This window comes from Micromonospora sp. NBRC 110009 (genome assembly GCF_030518795.1).
Lineage (GTDB): Bacteria > Actinomycetota > Actinomycetes > Mycobacteriales > Micromonosporaceae > Micromonospora.
Map to the genome: position 1 here is coordinate 5073308 of NZ_CP130427.1, position 22343 is coordinate 5095650.

The following is a 22343-nucleotide window of genomic DNA, read 5'->3' on the forward strand; positions in this document are numbered from 1 at the left end:
GGGAGAGCCGCCGTCTCCAGTACAGCGGTGATGACGACTGCGGTGGTGCCTGAGACGGTGCCGAACGTCAGGGTCTCGGTGGCCTGCATGACACTGCCTCGGCAGCGATGCGCCGGGGAGAACCAGCCCGAGGCTGATCCGCAGGGCGGCGATGCCGTGCCGTGCGAGCCACTGCGCGAACCCGGTCACCGGGTGCTGGCCGTCGTCCGGCTTGACTCCGGTGGCTTTCCCGTAGGACTTATCGGCGCCACGCCGGCCGCTCGGCGTAGGTCACCGCCCGGAGGACCCACTCGACCGGGCCGTACCGGTGGGTCCTCATCCAGAGAGCGCTCAGTACCAGCTGCGCGGCGAAGATGCCAAGCGCGATGGCCAGCACGCCGGCCGGCGGTACCTGGCCGATCAGGCCGAGACCGAGCCCGGTGAAGATCAGAGCACAGATCAGGGACTGGCTCAGGTAGTTGGTCAACGCCATCCGGCCGGCGGGTGCGAGCGCGGTCGATATGTGACGCCCCGCCGGTGTGTGGAACAGCCGCAGCATCGTGGCGGCGTACGCGGCCGCCAGGGCCGTCCCGGTGAGGGTGGCTAAGGCAAGGCCCTCGCGCGTGGTTCTGCCGCCCAGGGCTACGACAGCAAACGCACCAGCGAGACCAACGGGGTATCCAACGCGCTGGATCAGGCGCAGACCGCGAGTATGTGCCGACACGTCGGCCAGCATCTGGCGACGGCCGGCGGCAAGCCCCAGAAGGAACATGGCCAGGGCGACGGGTCCTTCCAGCTTCGCCGTCCCGGCGATCATGTGTGGTATCGAACGGATGTTCTGGGCGATGACGGAGGCTGGTCCGCCGGCCAGCGCCGCTGTGATGCTTTCCCCGGCCGTGAGGGCGGCCGACTGCTCGACCGACGGCGCCTCCGCCAGGGCCATCGAGCCGAACAGGAGTACGACGACCCCCACGAGCAGGCCGGTCAGGATCACCGCCGTGCGGGGCCGGATTCGGTGTACGGCGAGCAAAACCAGCCCGAGTACGGCGTAGGTGGTGAGGATGTCGCCGTGGAATAGCAGCACGGCGTGCAGTCCGCCAAGCACGAACAGGCCGGCCATCCGGCGCAGGAATCGCGGCCGGAAGGCGGTGTCCCGGCGCCGCGCCGCGTCGAGTTGGAGCGTGAAGCTGTAGCCGAACAGAAATGAGAAGAGCAGGTAGAACTTCATCTCGAACAGCAGCGCCATACTGTCGTGGATCCGATGGTCAAGCCAGGAGGGGTACGCCGGATCAGGGATGCGGTGGAACGCGTAGCCCGAGGCGAAGTACCAGATGTTGACCAGCAGGATGCCGAACAACGCGAATCCCCGCAGCGCGTCCACGTCCAGGATCCGATCGAACGCATCACTGCTCGGTGGCGTCCGAGCCATAGGCCCCTTTACCCGGGGGACAGCGGTGTTCACGGCCCGAGCGGGATCTACGGGCCGCCGCCTGCCGCCTCACAACGGCCGTTCCCGCGCGGGCGAGCCACAGCGATCCTCGGGGCCGACACCGGACGACGACGGCCGGGGTGGTGTGTTCGTGCCGGCTTGGTCGACTCGGAACGCTTCCTGCGATTGTGATCCTCTGGTTGGCGGGCTTCGCACACATCACGCACGAGCGCAGACGACAAGAGGCGGGCCGCACTCCTTCCGCAGATGCCTACCGTGCGTGAGGTGCGTGGACGTATGGCGAGTCGTCCTGGGGGACAAGCGGTCCTCTTGGCGGCGAGCAAGTCACCGTCAAGATCAGGCCGTCTGCAGGCCGTCTGAGGTGAACCAACGGCGACCAACGATGACGACCGACGACAGGCCCGAGCGCAGGTCATGAGGCGTTCGGTCCGGTTGAAGTTGGTATGCCGAAGGCCTTCCACATTGCAACGTCAAGTGATCAGCGCAGGCGCGCTGACCGTGATGCCGTTGCCCTGAGTCCGTGCCGAATTGGCCCAGTTGGCGTTGCCCTCATCGGAGCTACCAATGCGCACCCTGATCGCCACCGCGTTCGTCTCGCTCGACGGAATGACAGTCAGTTTGCGCCGCGACCACAACCACTTCCGTATGCGGCAATCTCGCTCACTCGCGGAAGGACGGGAGCGAAAGGCTGGCGGGCATAAGGTCGGCTCGACAAGGCGATCTTGACCAGGACGGGGCAGGACATGGACCACGGCACCCGCGACGAGGTGCTCGGCCGCCTGGCTGAGGCAGTCGGATCCATCACAGTCGCACACCCGGCGCGGGTAGCCATCGACGGACCGCCCGCCGCGGGCAAGACCACGCTCGCCGACGAGCTGGCCGTCGTCTTGCGCACACAGGGCCGCAACGTCATCCGCGCGACGATCGACGATTTCCTCTTCCCCCGGGCACAGCGCTATCCGCGCGGTGAGTACTCGGCCGAAGGCTGCTACTTCGACACCCACGACTACGGCGCGCTGAACCGGGTTCTGCTCGATCCGCTCGGTCCGGGCGGAGATCGACGCTTCCAACACGCGGTTTACGACCGCACAGCGGATACGGCGCTGTCCCCACCGATCAGGACCGCCCCCGCCGACGCCGTACTGGTCTTCGACGGCGTGTTCCTCATGCGCCCGGAACTGATTGATCGGTGGGACCTGCGCATCTTCGTGTCGACCGCGCTCGAGACAACCGTGGATCGTGCCGTGATCCGAGAGCGCCGGGTGTCACCTCGGGCCGAGGTCGAACGGCGCTGGCGCGGGCGTTACATCCCCTCCCAACAGCTCTACTTCGCCACGGTCCGCCCGACCGATCATGCCGACATCATCGTGCACAACGACGAGCCGCAGCAGCCGGTCTGGGAAACCCGAACGCACTGACGGGACTCAATCCGGCACGAGCGCGCGCCAGCCGCCGGCCAGGGACAGTCACGCGGCGTGGCCGGCTTCCGGGAGCCTGCAGGCGCGACGACGCGACTTGGAGCTACTGAAAGCCGCCGCTCGGCGCCGTCTGACGGCCGGTCAGGCCCGCATCATCGATCCGACCAGCAAGCTGGACAATCTGCGCGTGCTGGGGGAGGCCGGCGTCCGGCGGCACGGTACGCGACGGTCAAGCGTCGCCTGCCGGGGTTCGCGGAGGAATCGCACCGGCATCCCTCGCGAACCGCGGTCAGAATGTGGCGATCGGGTTGACCGGGCTGCCGGACGTACCGGCGAAGCGGACCGGTGCGACCGCGAGGTGGAAGTCCCACTGGCCGAGCTCGGCAGCCGTCGTCGCGCACACCTCCAAGTCGCAGTTGTCGAGCAGCCACAGACCCATCGCGACGAGGCTCACGGCGTGAACCGGCATCAACACGTCTTCGTACTCCGACGGCTGAACGTCCTGAGGGGTGTCAGCGCCGATCAGCGCGACCTGCCGTTCATGCAGCCACGGCAGGCAGGACGCGTGCCAGCCGGCCTGCCTGAAACCGCTGGCCGCACCGGCCTCGTGCCGGACGCGGCCATGGCCGGTCCGCAGGAGTACCGCATCGCCGGATTGCACCCGCACACCCTGGCGACGCTCGGCCTCCTCGAGATCGTCGGGAAACACACCCTGCCCCGGCTCCAACCACGGCACATCGCGGACCCTCGCAATGTCCAGCAGGACCCCACGCGTGATGATCCCGTTCGCCGCCGCCGTGACGGCCGCCCACCCCGATCCCGTTGCGGCATCGACCAAGGAGTGTGACCGCCCGTTGTACATCGTGCCGTCCCAGAAGACATGGCACGGCGAGTCGACGTGGGTGACGGTGTTGCCGTGGAACGTGATGCCGAGCCGCTCGGACGAAAAGCCCCAGCGCCGGTCGTTGCGGAATTCGGGCACCGGCATATCCTCGGCACCCGGCATGTCGGCGGCGCACGGGCACGTCGTCGTCGACCGCTCCATCTCCTCCGGTACGGCAACCTCCCATGCGCACGACACGCTCCTGCCGTGGCGCACGGCCCGCGCCGCCGCCAGCCGGACCTCGTCGGTGATGTGGTTCAGAGTCCCGAGCTCGTCGTCGTCGCCCCACCGTCCCCAGTTCGACAGCGTGTTGAAGTACCCGAGCACGTCGTCCTGGGTGGGTACCGGTCGCCCTGCCGTCATCCCAGCACCGACGCCTCCGGTCACGCGGTTCGAGGCACCGCAGGTAGGCCCCGACCGTACTCCGGGCACGGCCGAGGTCGTCAAGCACCGACCATTCCGCAAGGTGTCGCACAAACAGCGGCAGATCAGGATGTCGGCGGTGACGACAAGGCCCAAGGTCGGTCGGCACATGTACGGCTGGGATGATCGTCGCCATGTGGTTGGAGTCGCGGTGACGGCTACGTCAGATCGTGGAGTGGTGCCGGTACACCGTTCGTTGGCGGTCTATCCCGGTACGTTCGATCCTTTCACCCCGGGGCACCGCGACATGGTGGCCCGTGCCCGGGTGATGTTCGACCGGGTCATCGTGTTGCTGGCGGTGAACGCCGACAAGCGACCAACCGCCGAGGCCACGACCAGGGCCGTACGCGTGCGCGACGCCATGCCAGCGGCCTGGGGCAATGTCGAGGTGGACACCTGGATCGGCCTGACCACCGCCTACTGCCTGCGCCGCGGCGCCACGGTCATCGTCCGCGGCCTACGTACGGACGCGGACCTTCGCCACGAGTACCAGCTCGCTGCGATGAACGAGCAGCTCGGCATTCAGACCGTCTGGTTGCCGTCCCGTCCGCAGCTGGCCGCCACTTCGTCGACGGTCGCACGTGCATACCGCTCGGCACAGTCGGCCCGCTCGCCCCTGAACGCTGAAGAGTGACCCCCTCGAACTGCAGGTGACCCAGCCCGAGGGTCGGCGACTCGGCCGGCACCGTGGGCCGACGTAGTCGGCAGGCGAGTGTTCCAGGATGGCGTCGATGACAGACCCGATAGAACCCGACCACCACCGACAGGCGCCGCGAGACCGTCGGGGCCTGGTACCGACGCACGTCTTGCAGCCAGGACGTGCAACTACAAGCGCGATCCCTGGCTTGTTTCACCGCGGTGCGCGAGTGGTGCGTGGTCATTCTGGAGGCCGGCCGTCAACTGGTCCAAGCCCAGCGAACCCAGCTCCAGCGCGTGACGATGGAATGCGCGCCGGTCGCCGGGGAAGGACGAGCGGCCTGCCAGCCACACGCGCTCACCCACCTTGTAGGCCAGCGCCTGCCCTGGCCGGCCCAGGTAACGCCCGAGCTCGGCGGACGCGTACGGCCCCTGGTGACAGCGGTCCCGCAGCAGCTGCAGCGCAGCATCCGGCGTCCACACTGCTCCGTCACTCGAGGGCATCGGCAGTCGCAGGTGCAGGCCGATGTCGAGCACAACCCGGGCCGCCCGCAGGAGCTGCATGAATAGATGCCCCAGTCGAGCACCCGGCTGTTCATAGAGCCCGAGCTCGTCCATGAACCGCTCGGCGTACAGTGCCCAGCCCTCCTGGCTGCCGGAGAGGCCGCCGAGCAGGTTCAGCCGCGGCCCGAGACCTCCCCGGCAGACCTCGGAGCCGAGGTGGAGGTGGTGGCCGGGAACGCCCTCGTGATAGGCGGTGCTGTAGGCGATCCAGGTGGGGAAACTCGCTGCGTCCTCGGGGAGGGACCACCAGACCCGACCCGGCCGAGTCAGGTCCCGCGACGGCCCGATATAGGCGATGCCGGACGACGTGGTCAACCGCGCCTCGATGCGCCGCAGCGGGGCGGGGATGTCGAAGTACACGCCGTCCAGTCGCTCGGTGGCGGCCTCCAACAGCTCCTGCAGCCACGCGGCGAACGCCTCCCTGCTGTGCAGCGTGCCGGGCGCGTCGGGGCTGGCGAGCCAGGCGAGCACCTCTGGCACACTCCCGCCCAGGGCCTTCGCTTCCGCGATCAGCTCTGCCTCTGTCGCTCGGAACTCGTCCCAGCCCCAGTCGTACAGCTCGCGCAGGTCAGGCTGGGCCGCGAGGAAGGTGCGCACCCAGAGTGCGTACCGCTGCCGGCCGAACGCTTCCTCCTCAACGGCCCGCGGTGCCAGGTCCGCGGTCAGCGTCTCGGCGAGTTTCTGGTACGCCTCTCGCGCACCCGTCGCCGCGGCCTGCAACGACGCCCGCTCAGGCCCCTCGCCGTAGCGATCCACCAGGGCGACATCGCCGTCGATCCAGTTGCGACAGCGCTGCGTGACGAGCTCCACTTGACGCCGCGCCGGCAAATTGCCGCGCTCTGCGGCGAGCAGGAGGCTGCGGGCGTACCCGTCCAGGGCCGCGGGGATCGCGGCCAGGCGCGCGCCGACACGAGCCCAGCCCTCCTCGAAGGCCGCGCCCTCGGCACCGCGGCCGGGAACCGCGGCCTCGACGGCCTGGCGGATGAGCTGGAGCGGACCGGTGGCCGCCACGTGCAGTTCGCGCAGGTCCTCCCCTGCGTCGTGGAAAGCGACACGCGTATGCAGCCGTTCGGCGAGGTGGGCGTGCAGCGGGGTCGCGGCCGGCAGTGCCTCACCCAAGATCTCGAGCTCGCGCAGGGCGCGGGCTGCGAGGTCGGCGCGGGCCTGGTGGCCCTCCGGGCCGTAGTCGGTAAGCCCGTCGACATCCTGCTCGCCAGCCTCGACGACCGCTGTGCAGGGGTCGAGGGCGGCCATGTCGCACAGGAGCCGATCCGCGAAGTCCTCGATCACGGGGCAATGCTAGGGCCTTGCCCCATCTGCCGTGCGAGCCTGCATCGATCGCGGCAAGCGGTTCAGAAGCATCTGACAACTTCCGCTCATCGGCAGTTCCGCGCGTTCGCTGTCTGCGGCATGGCCGAGCCGCCGGCGGCAGGGCCGTCACACCCGGTAGCGATCGGATCGCGGCTATGAGCGGCGCTTCGCCACGCCGATCACTGTTGGCCGCGGCTACGAGGGGAACAGCCTCCAGTGCCCCTCGGAAACGACCTCGACGGTGCCGTCGGTCACCTTGATGGCCGTCTGGTCGTCGATTGCGTACGCCGGACCGGCGATCTCGGCCGCCCATTTCTCGGCACCAGCCATGGTGTTGTCCGGCTCGAGACCTAGGTGCGGGAAGATCGAGAAGTCGACGACCCCCAGTGTGCGGTCGTCGGGCGCGGACTGCCACTCGACGAAGTCCGCACCGATCCGGGGGGTCAGCACCATGCTCCCAGCACTCAACCCCACCCAGACGGTGTCCCGCAGCGACGGCAGGAGATCCGCCAGCCCGGACTGCCGCATCCAGTGGCACAGGTACGTCGCATCGCCGCCGGCCACGAGCATGACGTCAGCCTCCCGGACCCAGGGGACCCACCGCTCCTCGCCGATGCTGGGCAGCGCTGTCAGCTCGAGGACGCCCAGCGACTTCCAGCCCAGGTCGCACATGGGTAGCGGCGTCTGCCCGGTGATGAAGCGCCAGGCCGAGGCTGGCCCGCCCATGGGGTGGGCCGCCGTAGGGATGCAGAGGGCACTGGAGTCGGCGATCGGCTTGCCCAGCAGGTCGACCAGCGCATCGCGGATGCTCGGGTTCTTGACGCCCGCGGACGTGAGAAGAAGTTTCACGCTTGCCTCCTGTACGTAGCGGTCATGACGCTCTCCCCGAGAGTCGGGAGATCGGGTGCATGGGAGTACAGACTGGACACCATAACGAAACTCATCGCCGTTGCGACCCCTCAAGCCCCCCGCACGCACATCGGCACGTCCGGATGCGTGCACCCGTGAGCTGGTTACCTTGCGTGACGAGCGCTACGCGGCAGACATCCTATGTTTTTCGTTGTCAAGAACTGGGGTGGAGATGGGCCCAGGCAGTTGTCTCGTTGTAGGCGGTGCCGGTCTTGAGGCAGCCGTGCAGGATGCCGACGAGGCGATTGCCGAGTTGTCGCAGGGCGGCTCGGTGGCCGGTGCCGCGGGCGCGGAGAGTGTCGTAGTAGGCGCGGGCGCCGGGTGAGCCTTTCAGCGAGCAGAATGCCCATTGGTGGACGGCGTCGCCGAGTCTTCGGTTGCGGGCGTAGCGGGCCAAGACGACTTTGCGGGTGCCGGACGCGCGAGTGATCGGGGACGTGCCGGCGTAGTTCTTGCGGGCCTTTGCGTCGGTGAAGCGGTGTGGGTCGTCGCCGAACTCGCCGAGGATCCGGGCGCTGAGGACCACGCCGAGGCCGGGTTGGCTCAGGTAGTGCTCAGCGTCCCGGTGCCGGCCAAAATGTTCGGCCACCACCTGCCCGAGGTGTTCGACCTCGGCGTTGGGCGCCGCGATGAGCCGTGCCTGGGCGATGACGATTGCCGCATAGGCGGTCTGCACCGCGGCCGGCTGGCGCAGCTGCGCCGCGCGCAGTCGCTGTTGCATGTCAGCGGCTTTGACGTCGACGTTGCGGCGGTTGGCCCGACGCAACGCTGCGGCGATCTGTGAACGGGACAGCCGGGCGGCGCGGGCAGGGTCCGGCGCACGACTGAGTAGCTCCAACGCGTCGGACGCGGTCAGGTCGTCGAAGGCGTCCAGGGCGGCAGGGAAGAACTCGCGCAGCGCGCTGCGCAGCCGCAGCAGCTGCCGCGACCGGTCCCAGATCAGCGTCTGGTGAGTGCGAGCGACGAGTTTCATCGCCTCGGCCTGGTCGCTGTCCCCGGCGACCGGACGGTGATGAGCATGGTCCAGTCGCACGATCTCGGCCAGCACGTGCGCGTCGCCGGCGTCGGACTTCGCACCGGACGTGGAATGCCGTTCGCGGTAGCGGGCCACGGACATCGGGTTGATCGCATACACCTGATAGCCGGCCGCGATCAATGCTTGCACCCACGGGCCGCGGTCGGTCTCGATCCCGATCCGCACCTTCGCTGCGGCCTCGCCCGGCTCCAGGTCGGCCCACTCGGCCGGCATGTGCTCGGCGATCAGCGCGTGCAACCGGGTAATGCCCTCGAGGCCCTCGGGTAGCCGTTTGCGGGCCAGCCTGGTCCCCCGGTCGTCGACGAGATCCACGTCGTGGTGGTCCTCGGCCCAGTCGTCACCCAGACACAGCATCACGCCCCCTTCCTCGATGGACAGTGTCGTCCATGGCAGCGTGGAAGAGACCTCAGCGATCTAATGGCCAAGTGCTCACCGCGCAGAAGCGGGGCACGTCATCGCATCAGCTGTCCAGCCTCCTCACGACCAGCGGGCGCACGGTCTGCCGCAAGACCTTGAAGGCCAGATGAGAGGAGTGCTGACCCGCCAGCCGCTACCGGAGCCATCCTGCCGCAGCAGGCTGACGGAACCCATTAGATGAGGACGTGCTCGGCAGACGTTCGCGGGTTCCACTCCACAGGGCGCCGTGCACTAAAAAGAGACCATTGGAGGGGTCGCTGAAGACGAGGTCAGATGTCGGTCGCCGATCGTCCGGAATCCGGAATACGGTCCTCGCTATGGACATGCTGACGGGCGAGCAGATCGCCGAGACCAACCTGACCGACTGGCGCAAGCTGGGTCAGGGACTCCATGCCCGTTACGTGGTCGCCGACTTCGGCACCGGCGTACGGTTCGTCGCCGCAGTGGGCGAGGCTGGTGACGTGCTCGGCCACCACCCGCGCGTGACGATGGGCGACGGGTACGTCGATTTCAAGCTGGTCAGCGACGACGCCGTCTACCGTGACGACGAGGGCACCGAGCACGTCGTCGAATGGGTGACCCAGCAGGATGTCGACCTCGCGCGACGGATCACCGAGATCGCCGCCGAGCAGGCGGTCGACGCCGACCCGTCCTCGATCAACACGATCGAGCTCGCCCTCGACACGGCGCACGCCGCGACGATCGCCCCAGTGTGGGCTGCCCTGCTGACCGGGAGTACCGAGGCCCGGGGCCGCGGGACCATCGGTGACGACGTCCGGGACGCCACGGGACGGGTACCGATCCTGTGGTTCCAGGACACCGACGAGCACGAGACCCCGCGTCAGCGGTTCCACATCGACGTCTGGGTGCCGCCCGAGGTGGCCGAGCAGCGGATCACCGCCGCCGTCACCGCGGGCGCGATCGTCGTCGATGACAGCCACGCGCCCTCATACACAGTGATCTCCGACCAGGACGGCAACAAGGCGTGCGTGTGCACGACACTGCCTGCAGCGCAGAAGCGGTGACCCGTTGGCGCCGATTCTCGCGTCGTGGCGCCACCTTGATCGACCAACCCTGAGGCTGCGGGACGAGCGGTCAGCGGCATGAGCGCGCGTTGCTGCGCCAGAGTTCGCGCTGCCCCTGGCGGCCGGTAGCGTTCCACCGTGATCCGTGGAGCGGTCTTCTTTGATGTCGACGGGACGCTGACGCCGACCAGCAGCGGGCAGCACCTGGCGGAGTTCCTCGGCTATACCAAGGTCATTCAAGAGGTGCAGGCCGGCTACGGCGCCGGCACCCTGAGCAGCCAGGAGGCGGCGGTCCTCGAAGCTCGCGGCTGGGCAACACGGACGCCCATGGAGGTGCGTGGGTTCCTGGAGTCGCTGCCGCTGGTGGACGGCATTGCCGAGACGGTTCTGTGGTGCCGTCGGCGTGGGCTGGCACCCGTCCTGGCCACGCTGGCGTGGGACGTCGTGGGTGCCCATCTGTGCGACCGCTATGGCTTCGATCGCGCTTGCGGACCGCGTCTGGAGCTGGTTGACGGCCGCTACAGCGGGGCGGTCGCCGAGCAGTTCGACGAACTGAGCAAACGCGACTTCGCGGTGAGCGTGGCCGCCGAGCTGGGCGTGGACCTGAAGCGTTGCGTTGCCGTTGGCGACGGGCGCTCCGACGTGCCGCTCTTTGCTGCGGTCGGGCTGGCCATCGCCTTCAACGCAACCCCGGCGGCTCGCGCAGCCGCCCACGTCTCAATCGACGGAACCGACCTGCGGGCCGTGCTGCCACTCCTCGGCGCATGGCTGAACGCCATGCCTACATCGTGGGAATGACGAGACCGGCGACTTCCCGCTCGACGCACTGTTCTCGGCCTGACCGCGCGGATCGCGGCTAGATGAGGATGCTGCCGGATCACCCTGGGCCATGGTGGTTGAGCCGCTCAGGGTGTCCGTGAGAATTGGCGTTGCGCGAGCCGATGCTCGCGGTAGCGTCCCCACAATGGCAGATCAGGAGGTGCTGGAGGACGACCCGCACCGTAGGGTGCTCCGCGTTGGCGAAGCGGTCCGGCGGCCGATGCAGCCGTGGTCGACGACCACCCAAGAACTGTTCGTTCGTCAGCAGCCAGCGACCTGCCGTTGGGGGCGTCCGTCACCCATTTCGACGGCCGCCACCACTTCCGGCGCAGCCGTTCGTGCCGCGCTCGGACGCCGGTAAGCATGGCCGAGCAACGCGATCCCATTGTCTTGACCGTTTCACCCATTGAAATCTGTCAGAGGCGCGACTGAAATCTGTGGGCGGCGCAACGACGATGAGCCGGTGCGATCAGACGATTCGGATGTTCAGCCCGCTGCCGATGTCACCGTGACCCGCCCTGCCCCGGTCAACCGCGCATGCGTCGTCGACGGGTGGAGGCGCGTCCTGGCGGTGATCGCGCCGTTGATCGCGACGGTGATGGGCGCCGCGATGGCGGTGCAATGGGAGTTGGACGGCGGCAGAGCGGTGTCGTCACTTCCACAGCCTGCGCGATGGATGGCGGAGAACCTCCCATTGATGGATGGCGGCGAGCCGGTATGGATATGGCGCCGCCCCTTCTTTGTCACGCTGCTGCTCACGCTGCCACTCGTGTGGGCGGTGACGAGCCACGTCGCTTCGGCACTGCCCCGGCACCTGACACGGGGCGGGCTCCTCGTGGCGACCATCGCGATCGGGCTCGAGTACAACAGTCCCGGATATGGGTGGTTGTTCGACCTCATAGCCCTGCTGGCGGCACTCGTCGGCACGGTCTGGTGCGGGCTGCAGTGGCTGCGGCGCGGCGCGTTACCCCGCAGGGTCGCGTGGGCGCTCATCGCCGCCTTACCACTCACGCCGGCGGGCGGCTTCCTTACGTTCTGGTACCAGCCGCCCGCCCTGGCAATGGGCACATTGCTCACCTGGGCGATCGCCGCCTTGGCGGTGGGCCGAGAAGAGACGCCGCAGGACAGGGCCAGCGCGATGCGAGCGGCTCGATAGCCCATCCGAGCCCCCGCGTACGCAACACCGGCCACTACTCTGGTCGGTAGACCGCCAGTACTTGCTCGGGGACCCCGACGTGGTCATCCGCGGCGACCGGGTGCTGCACCTGCCCTTACCGGGTTCGCCGCTGACGGGCCGACGGTGGCACGCGACCGCCGGCGTTGTCGCAGCCGCACCGTCTCTCAGTCAGCGGCAGATCCGGGCACTCCGCCATAGCATTGCGACAGGATCCGGAGCACTCCGATGACCGCAAGCCGCAAACGCGAGGCACCTCTTTGGTTGCCGAATTCGAGACTGCTCGCCGAACGATCACGCGCTTCTCGAGTAGTGCGTCACTCCGCTGCTGGAAGGGTCGGGTGGTCTGTTGGGTAGATGCCGATCGCGAACCCGTACACGGTTTCGCCAGACCTCGGCATCCGGTCGAACTCATCAACCAGTTCGGCCATGCGGTCCCAGAACTCGGAGGCCCGATCCTCCGAGATGCGCGCATGCCGAATGAAGCCCCAGAGCTTTCCCTGCTCGAACGCCGTCGCCGACTCGCGTGCAGCCACCTCAAAGTCGTTGAAGTCGCCGGGCATCTCTTCGCCGGTGGGTGACGGCTCGGCTGGCACGTAGAACATGCGCGCGGTACGCCCGTAGAAGCGCTCCTCGATTGCCCGTACCTTCCGCGTGCTTACCACGCGGAGCAGGCCGTTTCGGGTGAGCACGTCCACGTGGTGCGCGACCGTGCTCTTGGGTCGCTCGACCGCAGCCGCGAGTTCGGTGACGGTCGCAGCCCGCTCGTGGAGGAGCTGCAGGATCGTGGTGCGGAGCGGGTGGCCGATGGCTTTCACCTGGGCGGCGGTGGAAAGCGCCATCCGATCGGAGAGCTCGTAGTCCGGAGGGTTGTCCGTCACAGCGGATCAGACTACCATCGCCGAATGTTCCAGAATAGTCGACCAATGGGCGAAGGAGACCGCTGACATGACCGAGGTGCTGCTCTACCACCACATCCAGGGCCTGACCGCCGGCGTGCGAGCCTTCGCCGACGACCTGCGAGAGGCCGGGCACACCGTGCACACGCCGGACCTGTTCGACGGCCGCACGTTCGGCAGCATCGAGGAGGGGTTCGGATTCGCTCGAGAGTTGGGGCTCGACGCGATCCGGGAGCGCGGCGCCGCCGCGGCCGACGAACTCGGCCCCGGGCTCGTCTACGCCGGATTCTCCTTCGGCGTGACGATCGCCCAGCGGCTCGCGCAGACCCGGCCCGGTGCCCGCGGGGCACTCCTCATGGACTCCTGCCTCCCGGTCGCGGAATTCGGAGAGACGTGGCCCAAGGGCGTGCCGGTGCAGATCCACGGCAAGGAGGGCGACGAGTTCTTCGACGAGGACCTGCCGGCCGCACGCGAGCTCGCCGGCTCCACGGCGGCCGCCGAGCTGTTCGTCTATCCCGGCGACCAGCACCTCTTCGCCGACTCCTCGCTCGACGCGTACGACCCCGAGGCGTCCGCGCTGCTCATGGAGCGGGTGCGCACGTTCCTCGCCTCCGTCTGAGCTGCGCGGCCCACCCAACTGGCCCACGCTTCGTCCGGACATCAGCACGTCCGGATGCAGGCACCCGCGATCCGGTTACCTCCGTGATCAGCACTTCGCGACATGAGCGGGTGCTCTCGGAAGTGCTGCAAGCCGACGAGGTCACGTCCAACGACGCGACGTCACGGATGCCGGGCGGCTATGACCCGAACTTCTTCCATTGCCCTTCGGAGACCACCTCGACCGAGCCGTCGACGACCTTGACGGCCGTCTGTTCGTCGATGGCGTAGGCCGGGACACCGATTTCGGCGGCCCACCGCTCGGCGTCGGCCAGGGTGTTCGTTGGGAAAGCGTCCAGGTGCGGGAAGATCGAGAAGTCGACGACTCCCAGGGTGCGGTCATCCGGCGCGGACGGCCACTCGACGAAGTACGTTCCGATCCGGGGCGTCATCACCATGCTTCCGGCACTCACTCCCACCCAGACCGTGTCGGGCAGCGATGGCAGCAGATCGGCCAGCCCGGACTCCCGCATCCAGTGGCACAGGTACGTCGCGTCGCCGCCGTCGACCAGGAGCACGTCGGCCTCCCGGACCCAGGGGACCCATCGCTGCGCGCCGATGGTGGGCAGTGCGGTGAGCTCGAGGACACCGAGCGACGCCCAACCCAGGCCGGACAGGTACTGAAACACGGGCTCGGCGGCTACGAAGCCCCGCACCGATTTCGGACCGCACATCGGGTGACCCCACTGTGCTGTCGGGACGCAGAGGGCGTGGCATTCGGCGATCGGCTTGCCGAGGAGCTGCACGAGCGCCGAGTGGATGCTTGGGTTCGTGACGCCGCCTGACGTAAGCAAGAGCTTCAAGGTGCCTCCAAATTCGCGCGCGGAAGGTGGATGTGCCTAAGACGCGGGACCGTGCTGGAACTCATCGCAGTTCGGGCAACCTCTTCAAGAATCCCTCAAGTCGCCGGACGCGATTACCCACTAATCCACCACCCGGTCCTACCCCGCACAACACCCAACCGACGCACGCAAGATGCGCATGTCGCGGCGCCCGCTCATCGGCATGTCCGGCCACCCATGACGGCATCGGCTACGGTGAGTGACGCTGGGCCCAAGGGCTGATGCGCGAGGACGGCGGCGCACGGTCGGCGGCCATATCCGAACACGAAGCGACGGTCCTCGTCTCACGATGCGTAGCGGGCGATTCGCGCCAGACCGGATGTTTCGATTCGTGTGCGGATCAGACTAGGCCGGATAGCAGCGCGGCAACCTCGTCGGCGAACGCGGCGTCGGCAGTACCCGGCCGGGAGAACGCCGATTCGACTGTGGCCGAAAGCAGTCGCGCCCGCTCGTCGCGCGTACCCGTTGAACCGACCGTACGCTCGGCGTAGATGAAGCCCTCGAACACGGACTGGAAGGCGTAGGTCAGCTCCGGCGTCGCCAGATCTGTACGCACCAGGCGTCGCGCGGCCAGAACGTCTACATAGGACGCCATCACTCCGTTGTGCCGGCCGCCGTCGTAGCCGGCCTCGGAGCCGACGAGCTTGCCCCACATCTGCACATCGCCGACCACCATGCCGTACAGCAGCGGGCGGCGCAGGATCGCCAGGAAGAACTCCGCGGCGAAACGGTGCAGCAGCGCGACGGCGGGATCGGCGCGCAGGGCGGTCACCATGTCGGCGATCGCGCCGCGTACCTCGCGGGCGAACACGGCGCCGAACAGCTCCTCGCGCGTCTTCCAATGCAGGTAGACGGTGCCTTTGCCGATGCCGGCGGCGCCGGCGACGTCGTCGATGGTGACGCGGCGGTAGCCGTGCCGGACCAGCATATCGCCGGCGACATCGAGGATCTTCGTCTCACGATCGGTACGTGCAGTCACACCGTCACTCTAACAATTGACCAGATTTCAAATCTGGTCATACAGTCAACGCATGACTTCGAAGACCGTGCTCATCTCCGGCGCCGGCGTGGGCGGCCCGACCCTCGCGTACTGGCTCGCCCGCAACGGATTCGCGCCGACGATCGTCGAGCGCGCCGCCGGCCACCGCTCCAGCGGCAACCCCGTCGACGTACGCGGACCGGCATTCCCCATCGCCGAGAAGATGGGCCTGCTCCCTCGGCTGCGTGCGGCCGCGACGGCGACGACCGGCCTCGCCTTCGTCGACGCACAGGGACGGCGCAAGAGCCGCGTCGACCTGTCGGTCAACCGGGCCACCGAGGTCGAGGTGCCCCGGGCCGACCTGGCCGCGATCATCACCGACGCCGTGGCCGGTAGCGCCGAGTTCATCTACGGCGACTCCATCTCGACCCTCACCCAGGACGGTGGCGGCGTCGACGTCACCTTCGAACGGGGTGCACCGCGCCGGTTCGACCTGGTCATCGGCGCCGACGGACAGCATTCGATGGTCCGGCGGCTCGCCTGGGGACCGGAGACGGACTTCGTCAGGCATCGCGGGCTCTACGTGGCCACCCTGCCCGTCGAGCGCGAGCTCAATCCGACGACCGACGTGCTGCTCTACGGCATGCCCGGCCGCCTCGCCTCCGTCCATCCGGTGCGCGGCGACGGCGGCATCGCGGCGTTCATCTGGCGCAGCCAACCCGTGCCCGGCTACGACTACCGCCACACCGCCCAGCACAAGCGCATCATCGAGCAGGCGTACGCGGGCGGCGGCTGGATCGTGCCCGAGCTGATTAAGCGCGTACGCGATGCCGGAGACCTCTACTTCGACGCCGTCAGCCAGGTACGCCTCGACACCTGGTCCCAGGGGCACATAGGGCTGCTCGGCGACGCCGCCTCCTCGGTGTCACTGTTCGGCGACGGGTCGAGCCTGGCGATGGCGGGGGCGTACACCCTCGCGCGGACGCTGACCGAGCACCGCAACGACCTCGGGCAGGGCCTGAAGGCCTACGAACACGAGCACCGCAAGCTCATTGCACCCAAGCAGAACGGGTTCGCCACGGCCGCGACCCTCATGGTGCCGGCCACCCGGTTCGGAGTGGCCTTGCGCGACAACGGCGCCCGCCTGGTCACCGGCTGGCACCGGCTGAAGGCCAGCGCAAGGTAAGATCAATTGTCGGCCACCCGCTGTTTGAAGACCGTTCGATCAAAGAACAGCGCCACAAGAGATCGCGTCGCGAAGCCACGCGGATCGTGAAGTTGTCCGGTCACCGTTCCCTCGACGGACGACCTGATCAAATCCGGACATCGGCAGAGTCTCTCGTCGCCACCGTCACGTTCCGGATGCCATGTGTACGCGGTGTCGGGCTCCACTTGATGCGCTCCGGATTGCGTTCAGTGGATCCGTTACACATCCGGCTAGACGATCTCGGTTTTCCTGCTCTCAGGCTACTGGCCTTCAGTCCCAGAAGTTGAACAGCAGTTCGCCGACGGTAGTCGGCTTCCAGTAGTTGATCTGGTCGTGTTCGTGGGGGTCGAGATCGCTCAGGTCGGCCTGCGTCAGGGGGGTCCGGAGCTGCTCGGTGGTGAGGACCTGGGCGTCGGTCAGGTTGGTGATGGCGGCGGCGAGGTCGTGGTGGTCGACGAACGTGACGGTGAGGTCGCCGTTGGCTCGGGGGCGGGCGAAGGCGATGAGCGGCAGCGCGAGGTGCCGCAGCACTGCGATGTGGTGCTGGGCGTGGGTGATGTCGACGGTGTGGAAGTTCGGGGTGACGTCGGCAGGAGTCACGCCGGTGACGGTTGCGTCGCTGGCGCGGACGGCTTGGTGGCAGACGGCGGTGAACGTGCCCAAGTCGGCTTGGTGGTCGGGGCGCGGGGTGAAGCCGGTGGCTCCGGGCGGCAGCTTCATGGTCCGGCTCCGTGGTTGTGGCGGTCGGTGCAGGCTATCCGAGGCTGTCGCGGTGGTTCGGGCTTGCCGGCTCCCCAGGAGGGCGGGTGGGCGGCATACGGGATGGCAGCGGTGCCTCGGTCAAGGAGATGATCTGTGGCGAGAGTCGCGTTCATCGTCTCGTTGGGGTTCATGAATGTCTTTTCGTCCGGGCCAGGTCGTCGCTCGCCGCTACCACAAGCGCAACGTCGTCACGTGGGTTCAGGCCGCCGTGGTTGTCGCCGACGATGACGATGGGCTGCTGCTGTGGCAACCTTGCGGTGCTCCGCTAGTGCTCTACCGCGATGCCGTTGGTCGCAGCCTGAAGGACGCACCGATCGACGAGTTGGTTGGTGCTTCGCACGTCCATACCACCTTTCAGCACTACAGCGCACTGATGTTGCATCCTGCCGGCGCGAGCTACTCGGTGTGGTGGATGTTCGCGGGGGAGCGCTTCGCCGGCTGGTACGTCAACCTTGAAGCACCGTTCGAGCGGCATTCGATAGGCATCGACACCACGGACCATGCACTGGATCTGGAGATTGATCCGCAACGCCGTGTGTCCTGGAAAGACGAGGCAGAGTTTGTTGCCCGAATCGGTCACCCCGGGTACTGGGATGCCGCCGAAGCGGCGACGATTCGGGCTACGGCCGATCGAGTCGCAGCACTGGCCGCCGAAGGCGTCTACCCGTTCGACGGCACTCACTGCGACTTCCGACCGGACTTCACTTGGGGCGTGCCGGAACTTCCCGCTGGATGGGACCGCGCGCCCGCGTCGACGTCCTGATCAGGGTTCCTACTTCGACGAACTGCCTACCCTGCTGCGCGAGCCGTCACCAGGGCCAGGAGCAGTCGGGGGCACATAAGGGGGCACAAGACAACGTGAAACGTCGGCAAGGAGCCACCAATGACGCGAGTCCTTGACGGGATGCGAGCAGCGCGGAGACCAGGTCGCCGCAGGTCACATGAGAGACGGCGCAAGTTCCGCTTCAACGTCTGACGGCTCCCGAGTCGGTGGGAACGTCAGGATGGGGCAGCCGGTCTGTCGCACTGCCTGCCAGCGGCGGATCGTTGTCCGTCGCGGACGGTTCGCGACGCAGAAGGGCCAGCCCGGCGGCGACCACGCCGAGGGCGATGGTCGCTCCGGCGCACAGCAGGAGCGTCTGGCGGGCACCGATGCCGGTCGTCAGAGGGCCACCGAGCATGGTGCCCAGTGGCACCGCCAGCACGGTGACAGCGCTGTTCGCGGCCAGGACTTGGGGGAGTTTCGTGGTGGTGGTGCTGCGTTGGAACAGCGTCATCGACGTGGACAGGTAGGGAGCCCAGATGAGGCCGGCGAGGGCGAAGGCCGGCAGCGACAGGCCGACGGGTGTATCCAGGCCGAGCGGCAGCATGGCGACGCCGAACCCGACGACGATGCCGATGGTGGTGGGCCACAGCGGCCAGCGGTGTAGGTAGCGGGTGGCAAGGCCGCCGAGGAGGGAGCCGGCGCCGAATGCCGTGTAGTACAGCCCGAGGGTCGTCGCGGTGGCATGGAGGTCCTCGGTGACGATGATGGGCATGGCCACGTAGAACGAGCCGAAGAGAAGGAGGAACCCGAAGGTCAGCGCCAGTAGGCCGAGCAGAGGGCGGTTGTGGCGGATGATCCCGAAGCCGGCCGTGCGGGACGCAGCAGTCTCCGTCGGGTCTTGTCTCTCTACGGCGGGGACGGCGAGGCGGTAGGTGAGTGCCAGGACGGCGAAGGTCGCTGCGTCGATCGCGATGACCCACACCGGGCCGGCCCAGCTGATGAGGATGCCCGCCAATGGGGGACCGATGATGGTGGCGGTGTCGCCGATGATGCCGAGCACCGCGTTGGCCGGCAGGTGGTGTCGTTGGGGAAGGAGTTCGGATACCAGGGTGAAGCGTCCGGCGGAACCCCAGGAGCGCAGCAGCGAGGCTGCGGCGAGTAGGGCCACGTAGAGGCCGATGCTGAGAGCCCCGACGAGGTGGGCGGCGGGGATCGCCGCGAGTGCGGCGGCCCGCAGGATGGCGTCCCAGGTGGCGAGTTGGGCGCCGCTTCGGCCGCTCAGATGCCGGCCGAAGATCATGGTTCCGGCGGCGCTGGGCAGGGTGTATGCCGCCACCGCGATCGCGGTCCAGGTGCCGCGCTGGTCCGAGGGTGCGAGCTGTAGTGCCAGCCAGGTCACCGCGATCAGCGCCATGCCGTCGCCGAGAGCGGACACCGCCAGTCCGGGCAGGACTCGTCGCAGCAGGGGGTGGCTGATCATTGGCCAGTAGGGCGAGGAACGTGGAAAGCGAGGTGTCGATGTCTCGGGCGGCATGGTGCCACCCGACACGATGCAGTTTGCTCAGATCAACGAAATCGGCCGAGGGCAGAACGCTAGCCTTGCCCCCGGCCGGAGGGGCACGCCTTGTGCCTCCTCTTTCGAGGCAGGCGATGGGCCCGGCCGTCGCCAGGCCGTCGAACGTCAGACGGGCATCACGAACGACGACCAGCGGCGACCACGTTGCGCACTTCACCGAGCGTGGCTCAAGGGCCAAGCGATTGACGGGAGTACCTGGCTGCCGGTGGAGGGGCGACGATCCGGCTGGAGCCGGCAGGGATCGAGGTTGTCAGGGCCCCGACGGGGGCTTCCAATTCGCCGTCGACCCGGGCCTCTACCCCTCACCGGCACCTGTACTGGCCCGCCTAGCTTCTACGGCGGTCAGCAGTTGCAGCTTGACAGCCAGGAGACGTGGTTCGACCTGTACCTGTTTCCGGAATCCGGGAGCTGACGACCAACATCCGCCACTATGAAACCGGCTCGATGGCCGCGGCGCTGAGCGCCGGGCCATTGTCGCGCCGTCTGCTCCAGTGCCGCTCGGTGGTCCAGGTCCGCTTCCGCCCGCTGCCTTGCCCACTCGCGACTTAGAACTCCTAACAGAATGATCTAGGCGGGCGCCCGGGTCTATCCTTCATGGACGATCAACTACAGTGATCGGCCGTGAGGCGAGGTGAGCAGCCGCCGTGGGTCGTCTCGGACGACCTGTGGGCCGAGATCGAGCCGTTGCTACCGGCCCGCCCGCCTCGTCGGCGGCGCTATCCCGGTCGCAAGCCGCTTGATGACCGGAAGGTGTTGGGCGGGATCTTGTTCGTCCTCTACACCGGGATCCCGTGGGAGTTCCTGCCCCAGGAGCTCGGGTTCGGGTCAGGCATGACCTGTTGGCGTCGGTTGCGGGACTGGAACGACGCCGGGGTGTGGCAACGACTGCATGAGCTCCTGCTGGGCAAGCTGCGGGCCGCCGGTCAACTGGACATGTCCCGGGCGGTGATCGACGGCTCCCACATCCGGGCGCTCAAAGGGGGCCCAAAACCGGTCCGAGCCCGGTCGACCGCCGCAAGCCAGGCTCGAAACACCACGTCATCACCGACGCGGGCGGCATCCCCCTCGCCGCGACCCTGACCGGCGGCAACCGCCACGACGTCACCCAACTGCTGCCCCTGGTCGACAAGGTCCCCCGGATCAAGGGCATCCGCGGTCGACCAAGGCAGCGACCCGGCCGGATCTACGCCGACCGGGGTTACGACTACGACATCTACCGCCGCCAGCTCCGCGACAGGGGCATCACCCCGGTCATCGCCCGACGCGGCACCGGACACGGCTCCGGCCTCGGCACCCGACGGTGGGTAGTCGAGCAGACCATCGCCCTGCTGCACTGGTTCCGCCGGCTACGCATCCGCTGGGAGATCCGCGACGACATCCACGAAGCCTTCCTCACCCTCGCCTGCGCCATCATCTGCTGGCGACGACTCCAACGCTCAAAGAGTTAGGAGCTCTTAGGGGTTCACGTGTCGGCCTCATCAAGCACGTGTCCGATCCGTGCCCCGATGCATCGGTCAACATCGGCCAGTAGAGGGCCCGCCGCGGAGGGTGGCCCGGCAGCCCGGCGTCCATCGTCGGCCGGCAGAACGCCCCGCGGCCGTGACTCAATGCGATTTCCAAGCTGACAGTGTCACGCGCGCTGGTAGCCTGACGCGTCTCGCGCGAGAGGTGGAGTCCGTTCGGTGTTCAGGATGGTGCTGCGTAGGTTGGTCGCGGTGGCGGCCGTCTGCATGGTGACCGCGTGCGGTCCGTCAACCGCTCATCCAGCGGATCGATCAGCGGGCGATACGATCCCTTCCAGGGCGCAGGCGACGGGCTCTGCCACAGCCACGAAGCCGGCTTCCCCAGCAGTTCCGGCGACCGGCGGATCTGGCTACTCCGCGGCGTTGTCCGCACGCTTGCTGGCCACGGACTCAGTGCCGTCCGGATTCGCTGTGGAGATCGCGACAGTCATGGCGGCGGATGCTGGAGCTCAGCGCCCAGGCGTCGACGTGTCCTGTTCGGACAGCATGATTCCGCTGCTGTCGGCCACGCGGCTAACCGGGACTCCGTCAGCGATGGCCGCAGCCACCCTAAGCTATGACGCGGGTCCCGATGACTTTTGGGTGGGAAACGAAGTCCTCAGGGCCTACGCCGATGACGGTGCACGACGGGCAATGACCGACCTGCGAACCTTCATCGGCCGTTGCCCCACCCTCGTCGTGTCGTCCGGCCTCGGCATCGGCGACAGGTACCGCTTCGCAGTGGCACCAGGGCCGCGGCTGGGCGATGACAGTATGCACGTCAGCTGCAGCATGACGTCCGGTTCTGACACGCTGGAAGGCGACAGCATACTCGTCCGGATCGGAACCACTTTGGTGGTCGTTCAAGAACAGGGCAACAAGCCCGGCGGCGGCAAGTACCTCACCCAACTCGCCGAAGCTGCGCTCCGCAGATACCAGACAACCGGTCCTGAATAGCCTTACGCACCCCTGAGGCCAGGGCCGTTTGCGACCCGGCTGGCGGGACTGGGCCGTCGCCGTCTACCGACAAGAGCATCCCAGCCGCACGGGACGAAAGTGCCAGGCTCCGCCCGCAAGACGGCGGCCGACGACGCCGGCACCGGACCCTG

At 67.8% G+C, this 22343-nt stretch carries 20 protein-coding genes; 10 read left to right on the forward strand and 10 right to left on the reverse strand.

Annotated features, from left to right (window positions below; genetic code table 11):
- Positions 1-238: 238 nt before the first annotated feature.
- Positions 239-1360 carry a DUF418 domain-containing protein gene (locus Q2K19_RS24110; protein WP_302763954.1) on the reverse strand — a complete coding sequence of 374 codons (1122 nt, stop codon included), beginning with the start codon at positions 1358-1360 and terminating at the stop codon, positions 239-241.
- A gap of 812 nt (positions 1361-2172) precedes the next feature.
- Between Q2K19_RS24110 and Q2K19_RS24115 the strand changes: the two genes are divergently transcribed.
- On the forward strand, positions 2173-2847 hold the full coding sequence (locus Q2K19_RS24115) for a cytidylate kinase family protein (RefSeq protein ID WP_302763957.1): 675 nt from the start codon (positions 2173-2175) through the stop codon (positions 2845-2847).
- Between the two features lie 289 nt (positions 2848-3136).
- Here the strand turns inward: Q2K19_RS24115 and Q2K19_RS24120 are convergent, their stop codons facing one another.
- The gene (locus tag Q2K19_RS24120; protein WP_302763960.1) at positions 3137-4057 is read right to left on the reverse strand and encodes a cyclase family protein; all 921 of its coding nucleotides are present in this window, start codon (positions 4055-4057) and stop codon (positions 3137-3139) included.
- A 139-nt stretch (positions 4058-4196) separates the two neighbouring features.
- Between Q2K19_RS24120 and coaD the strand changes: the two genes are divergently transcribed.
- Positions 4197-4787, forward strand: coding sequence for a pantetheine-phosphate adenylyltransferase (gene coaD / locus Q2K19_RS24125; protein ID WP_302763962.1), 591 nt, complete (start codon positions 4197-4199; stop codon positions 4785-4787).
- 191 nt (positions 4788-4978) lie between these two features.
- Here coaD and Q2K19_RS24130 read toward each other — a convergent pair whose 3' ends face one another.
- From Q2K19_RS24130 to Q2K19_RS24140, 3 genes are all read right to left on the reverse strand, one after another.
- Positions 4979-6643 carry a DUF885 domain-containing protein gene (locus tag Q2K19_RS24130; protein ID WP_302763964.1) on the reverse strand — a complete coding sequence of 555 codons (1665 nt, stop codon included), beginning with the start codon at positions 6641-6643 and terminating at the stop codon, positions 4979-4981.
- Positions 6644-6859: 216 nt separating this feature from the next.
- Positions 6860-7513, reverse strand: coding sequence for a Type 1 glutamine amidotransferase-like domain-containing protein (locus tag Q2K19_RS24135; protein WP_302763965.1), 654 nt, complete (start codon positions 7511-7513; stop codon positions 6860-6862).
- A 214-nt stretch (positions 7514-7727) separates the two neighbouring features.
- A complete protein-coding gene (locus tag Q2K19_RS24140; protein WP_302772733.1) occupies positions 7728-8963 on the reverse strand; it encodes an IS110 family RNA-guided transposase in 1236 nt (411 codons plus the stop codon).
- Between the two features lie 380 nt (positions 8964-9343).
- Here Q2K19_RS24140 and Q2K19_RS24145 point away from each other — a divergent pair, with 380 nt between their 5' ends.
- From Q2K19_RS24145 to Q2K19_RS24155, 3 genes are all read left to right on the forward strand, one after another.
- Positions 9344-10051, forward strand: coding sequence for a VOC family protein (locus Q2K19_RS24145; protein WP_302763966.1), 708 nt, complete (start codon positions 9344-9346; stop codon positions 10049-10051).
- Between the two features lie 138 nt (positions 10052-10189).
- Positions 10190-10849, forward strand: a complete 660-nt coding sequence (locus Q2K19_RS24150; RefSeq protein ID WP_302763967.1) for an HAD family hydrolase — start codon at positions 10190-10192, stop codon at positions 10847-10849.
- Positions 10850-11333: 484 nt separating this feature from the next.
- A complete protein-coding gene (locus tag Q2K19_RS24155) occupies positions 11334-12026 on the forward strand; it encodes a hypothetical protein (protein WP_302763969.1) in 693 nt (230 codons plus the stop codon).
- Between the two features lie 335 nt (positions 12027-12361).
- Here the strand turns inward: Q2K19_RS24155 and Q2K19_RS24160 are convergent, their stop codons facing one another.
- Entirely contained in the window at positions 12362-12925 is a 564-nt protein-coding gene (locus Q2K19_RS24160; RefSeq protein WP_302763970.1) for an ArsR/SmtB family transcription factor, read from the reverse strand.
- A gap of 67 nt (positions 12926-12992) precedes the next feature.
- Here Q2K19_RS24160 and Q2K19_RS24165 point away from each other — a divergent pair, with 67 nt between their 5' ends.
- Positions 12993-13562, forward strand: a complete 570-nt coding sequence (locus Q2K19_RS24165) for a dienelactone hydrolase family protein (RefSeq protein ID WP_302763972.1) — start codon at positions 12993-12995, stop codon at positions 13560-13562.
- Positions 13563-13740: 178 nt separating this feature from the next.
- Here the strand turns inward: Q2K19_RS24165 and Q2K19_RS24170 are convergent, their stop codons facing one another.
- Entirely contained in the window at positions 13741-14403 is a 663-nt protein-coding gene (locus Q2K19_RS24170) for a Type 1 glutamine amidotransferase-like domain-containing protein (protein ID WP_302763974.1), read from the reverse strand.
- Positions 14404-14782: 379 nt separating this feature from the next.
- Positions 14783-15421, reverse strand: coding sequence for a TetR/AcrR family transcriptional regulator (locus tag Q2K19_RS24175; RefSeq protein ID WP_302763976.1), 639 nt, complete (start codon positions 15419-15421; stop codon positions 14783-14785).
- Positions 15422-15473: 52 nt separating this feature from the next.
- On the opposite strand from Q2K19_RS24175, the gene Q2K19_RS24180 reads away from it, so the two are divergent.
- A complete protein-coding gene (locus Q2K19_RS24180) occupies positions 15474-16607 on the forward strand; it encodes an FAD-dependent monooxygenase (protein ID WP_302763977.1) in 1134 nt (377 codons plus the stop codon).
- Positions 16608-16898: 291 nt separating this feature from the next.
- Here the strand turns inward: Q2K19_RS24180 and Q2K19_RS24185 are convergent, their stop codons facing one another.
- The gene (locus Q2K19_RS24185) at positions 16899-17348 is read right to left on the reverse strand and encodes a hypothetical protein (protein ID WP_302763979.1); all 450 of its coding nucleotides are present in this window, start codon (positions 17346-17348) and stop codon (positions 16899-16901) included.
- A gap of 175 nt (positions 17349-17523) precedes the next feature.
- On the opposite strand from Q2K19_RS24185, the gene Q2K19_RS24190 reads away from it, so the two are divergent.
- Positions 17524-18153 (forward strand): DUF402 domain-containing protein, encoded by a 630-nt coding sequence (locus Q2K19_RS24190; RefSeq protein ID WP_302763981.1) that lies wholly within the window; start codon positions 17524-17526, stop codon positions 18151-18153.
- Positions 18154-18355: 202 nt separating this feature from the next.
- Here Q2K19_RS24190 and Q2K19_RS24195 read toward each other — a convergent pair whose 3' ends face one another.
- Positions 18356-19690 carry an MFS transporter gene (locus tag Q2K19_RS24195; RefSeq protein WP_446839603.1) on the reverse strand — a complete coding sequence of 445 codons (1335 nt, stop codon included), beginning with the start codon at positions 19688-19690 and terminating at the stop codon, positions 18356-18358.
- 663 nt (positions 19691-20353) lie between these two features.
- Here Q2K19_RS24195 and Q2K19_RS24200 point away from each other — a divergent pair.
- Both Q2K19_RS24200 and Q2K19_RS24205 read left to right on the forward strand, forming a co-directional pair.
- Positions 20354-21180 (forward strand): IS5 family transposase gene (locus tag Q2K19_RS24200; protein ID WP_302763984.1). Its coding sequence is split into 2 segments (ribosomal slippage): positions 20354-20708 and positions 20708-21180, totalling 828 coding nucleotides; the frame shifts between segments, so codons are not numbered across the junction.
- Between the two features lie 486 nt (positions 21181-21666).
- Positions 21667-22191, forward strand: a complete 525-nt coding sequence (locus Q2K19_RS24205) for a hypothetical protein (protein ID WP_302763986.1) — start codon at positions 21667-21669, stop codon at positions 22189-22191.
- Positions 22192-22343 lie beyond the last annotated feature (152 nt).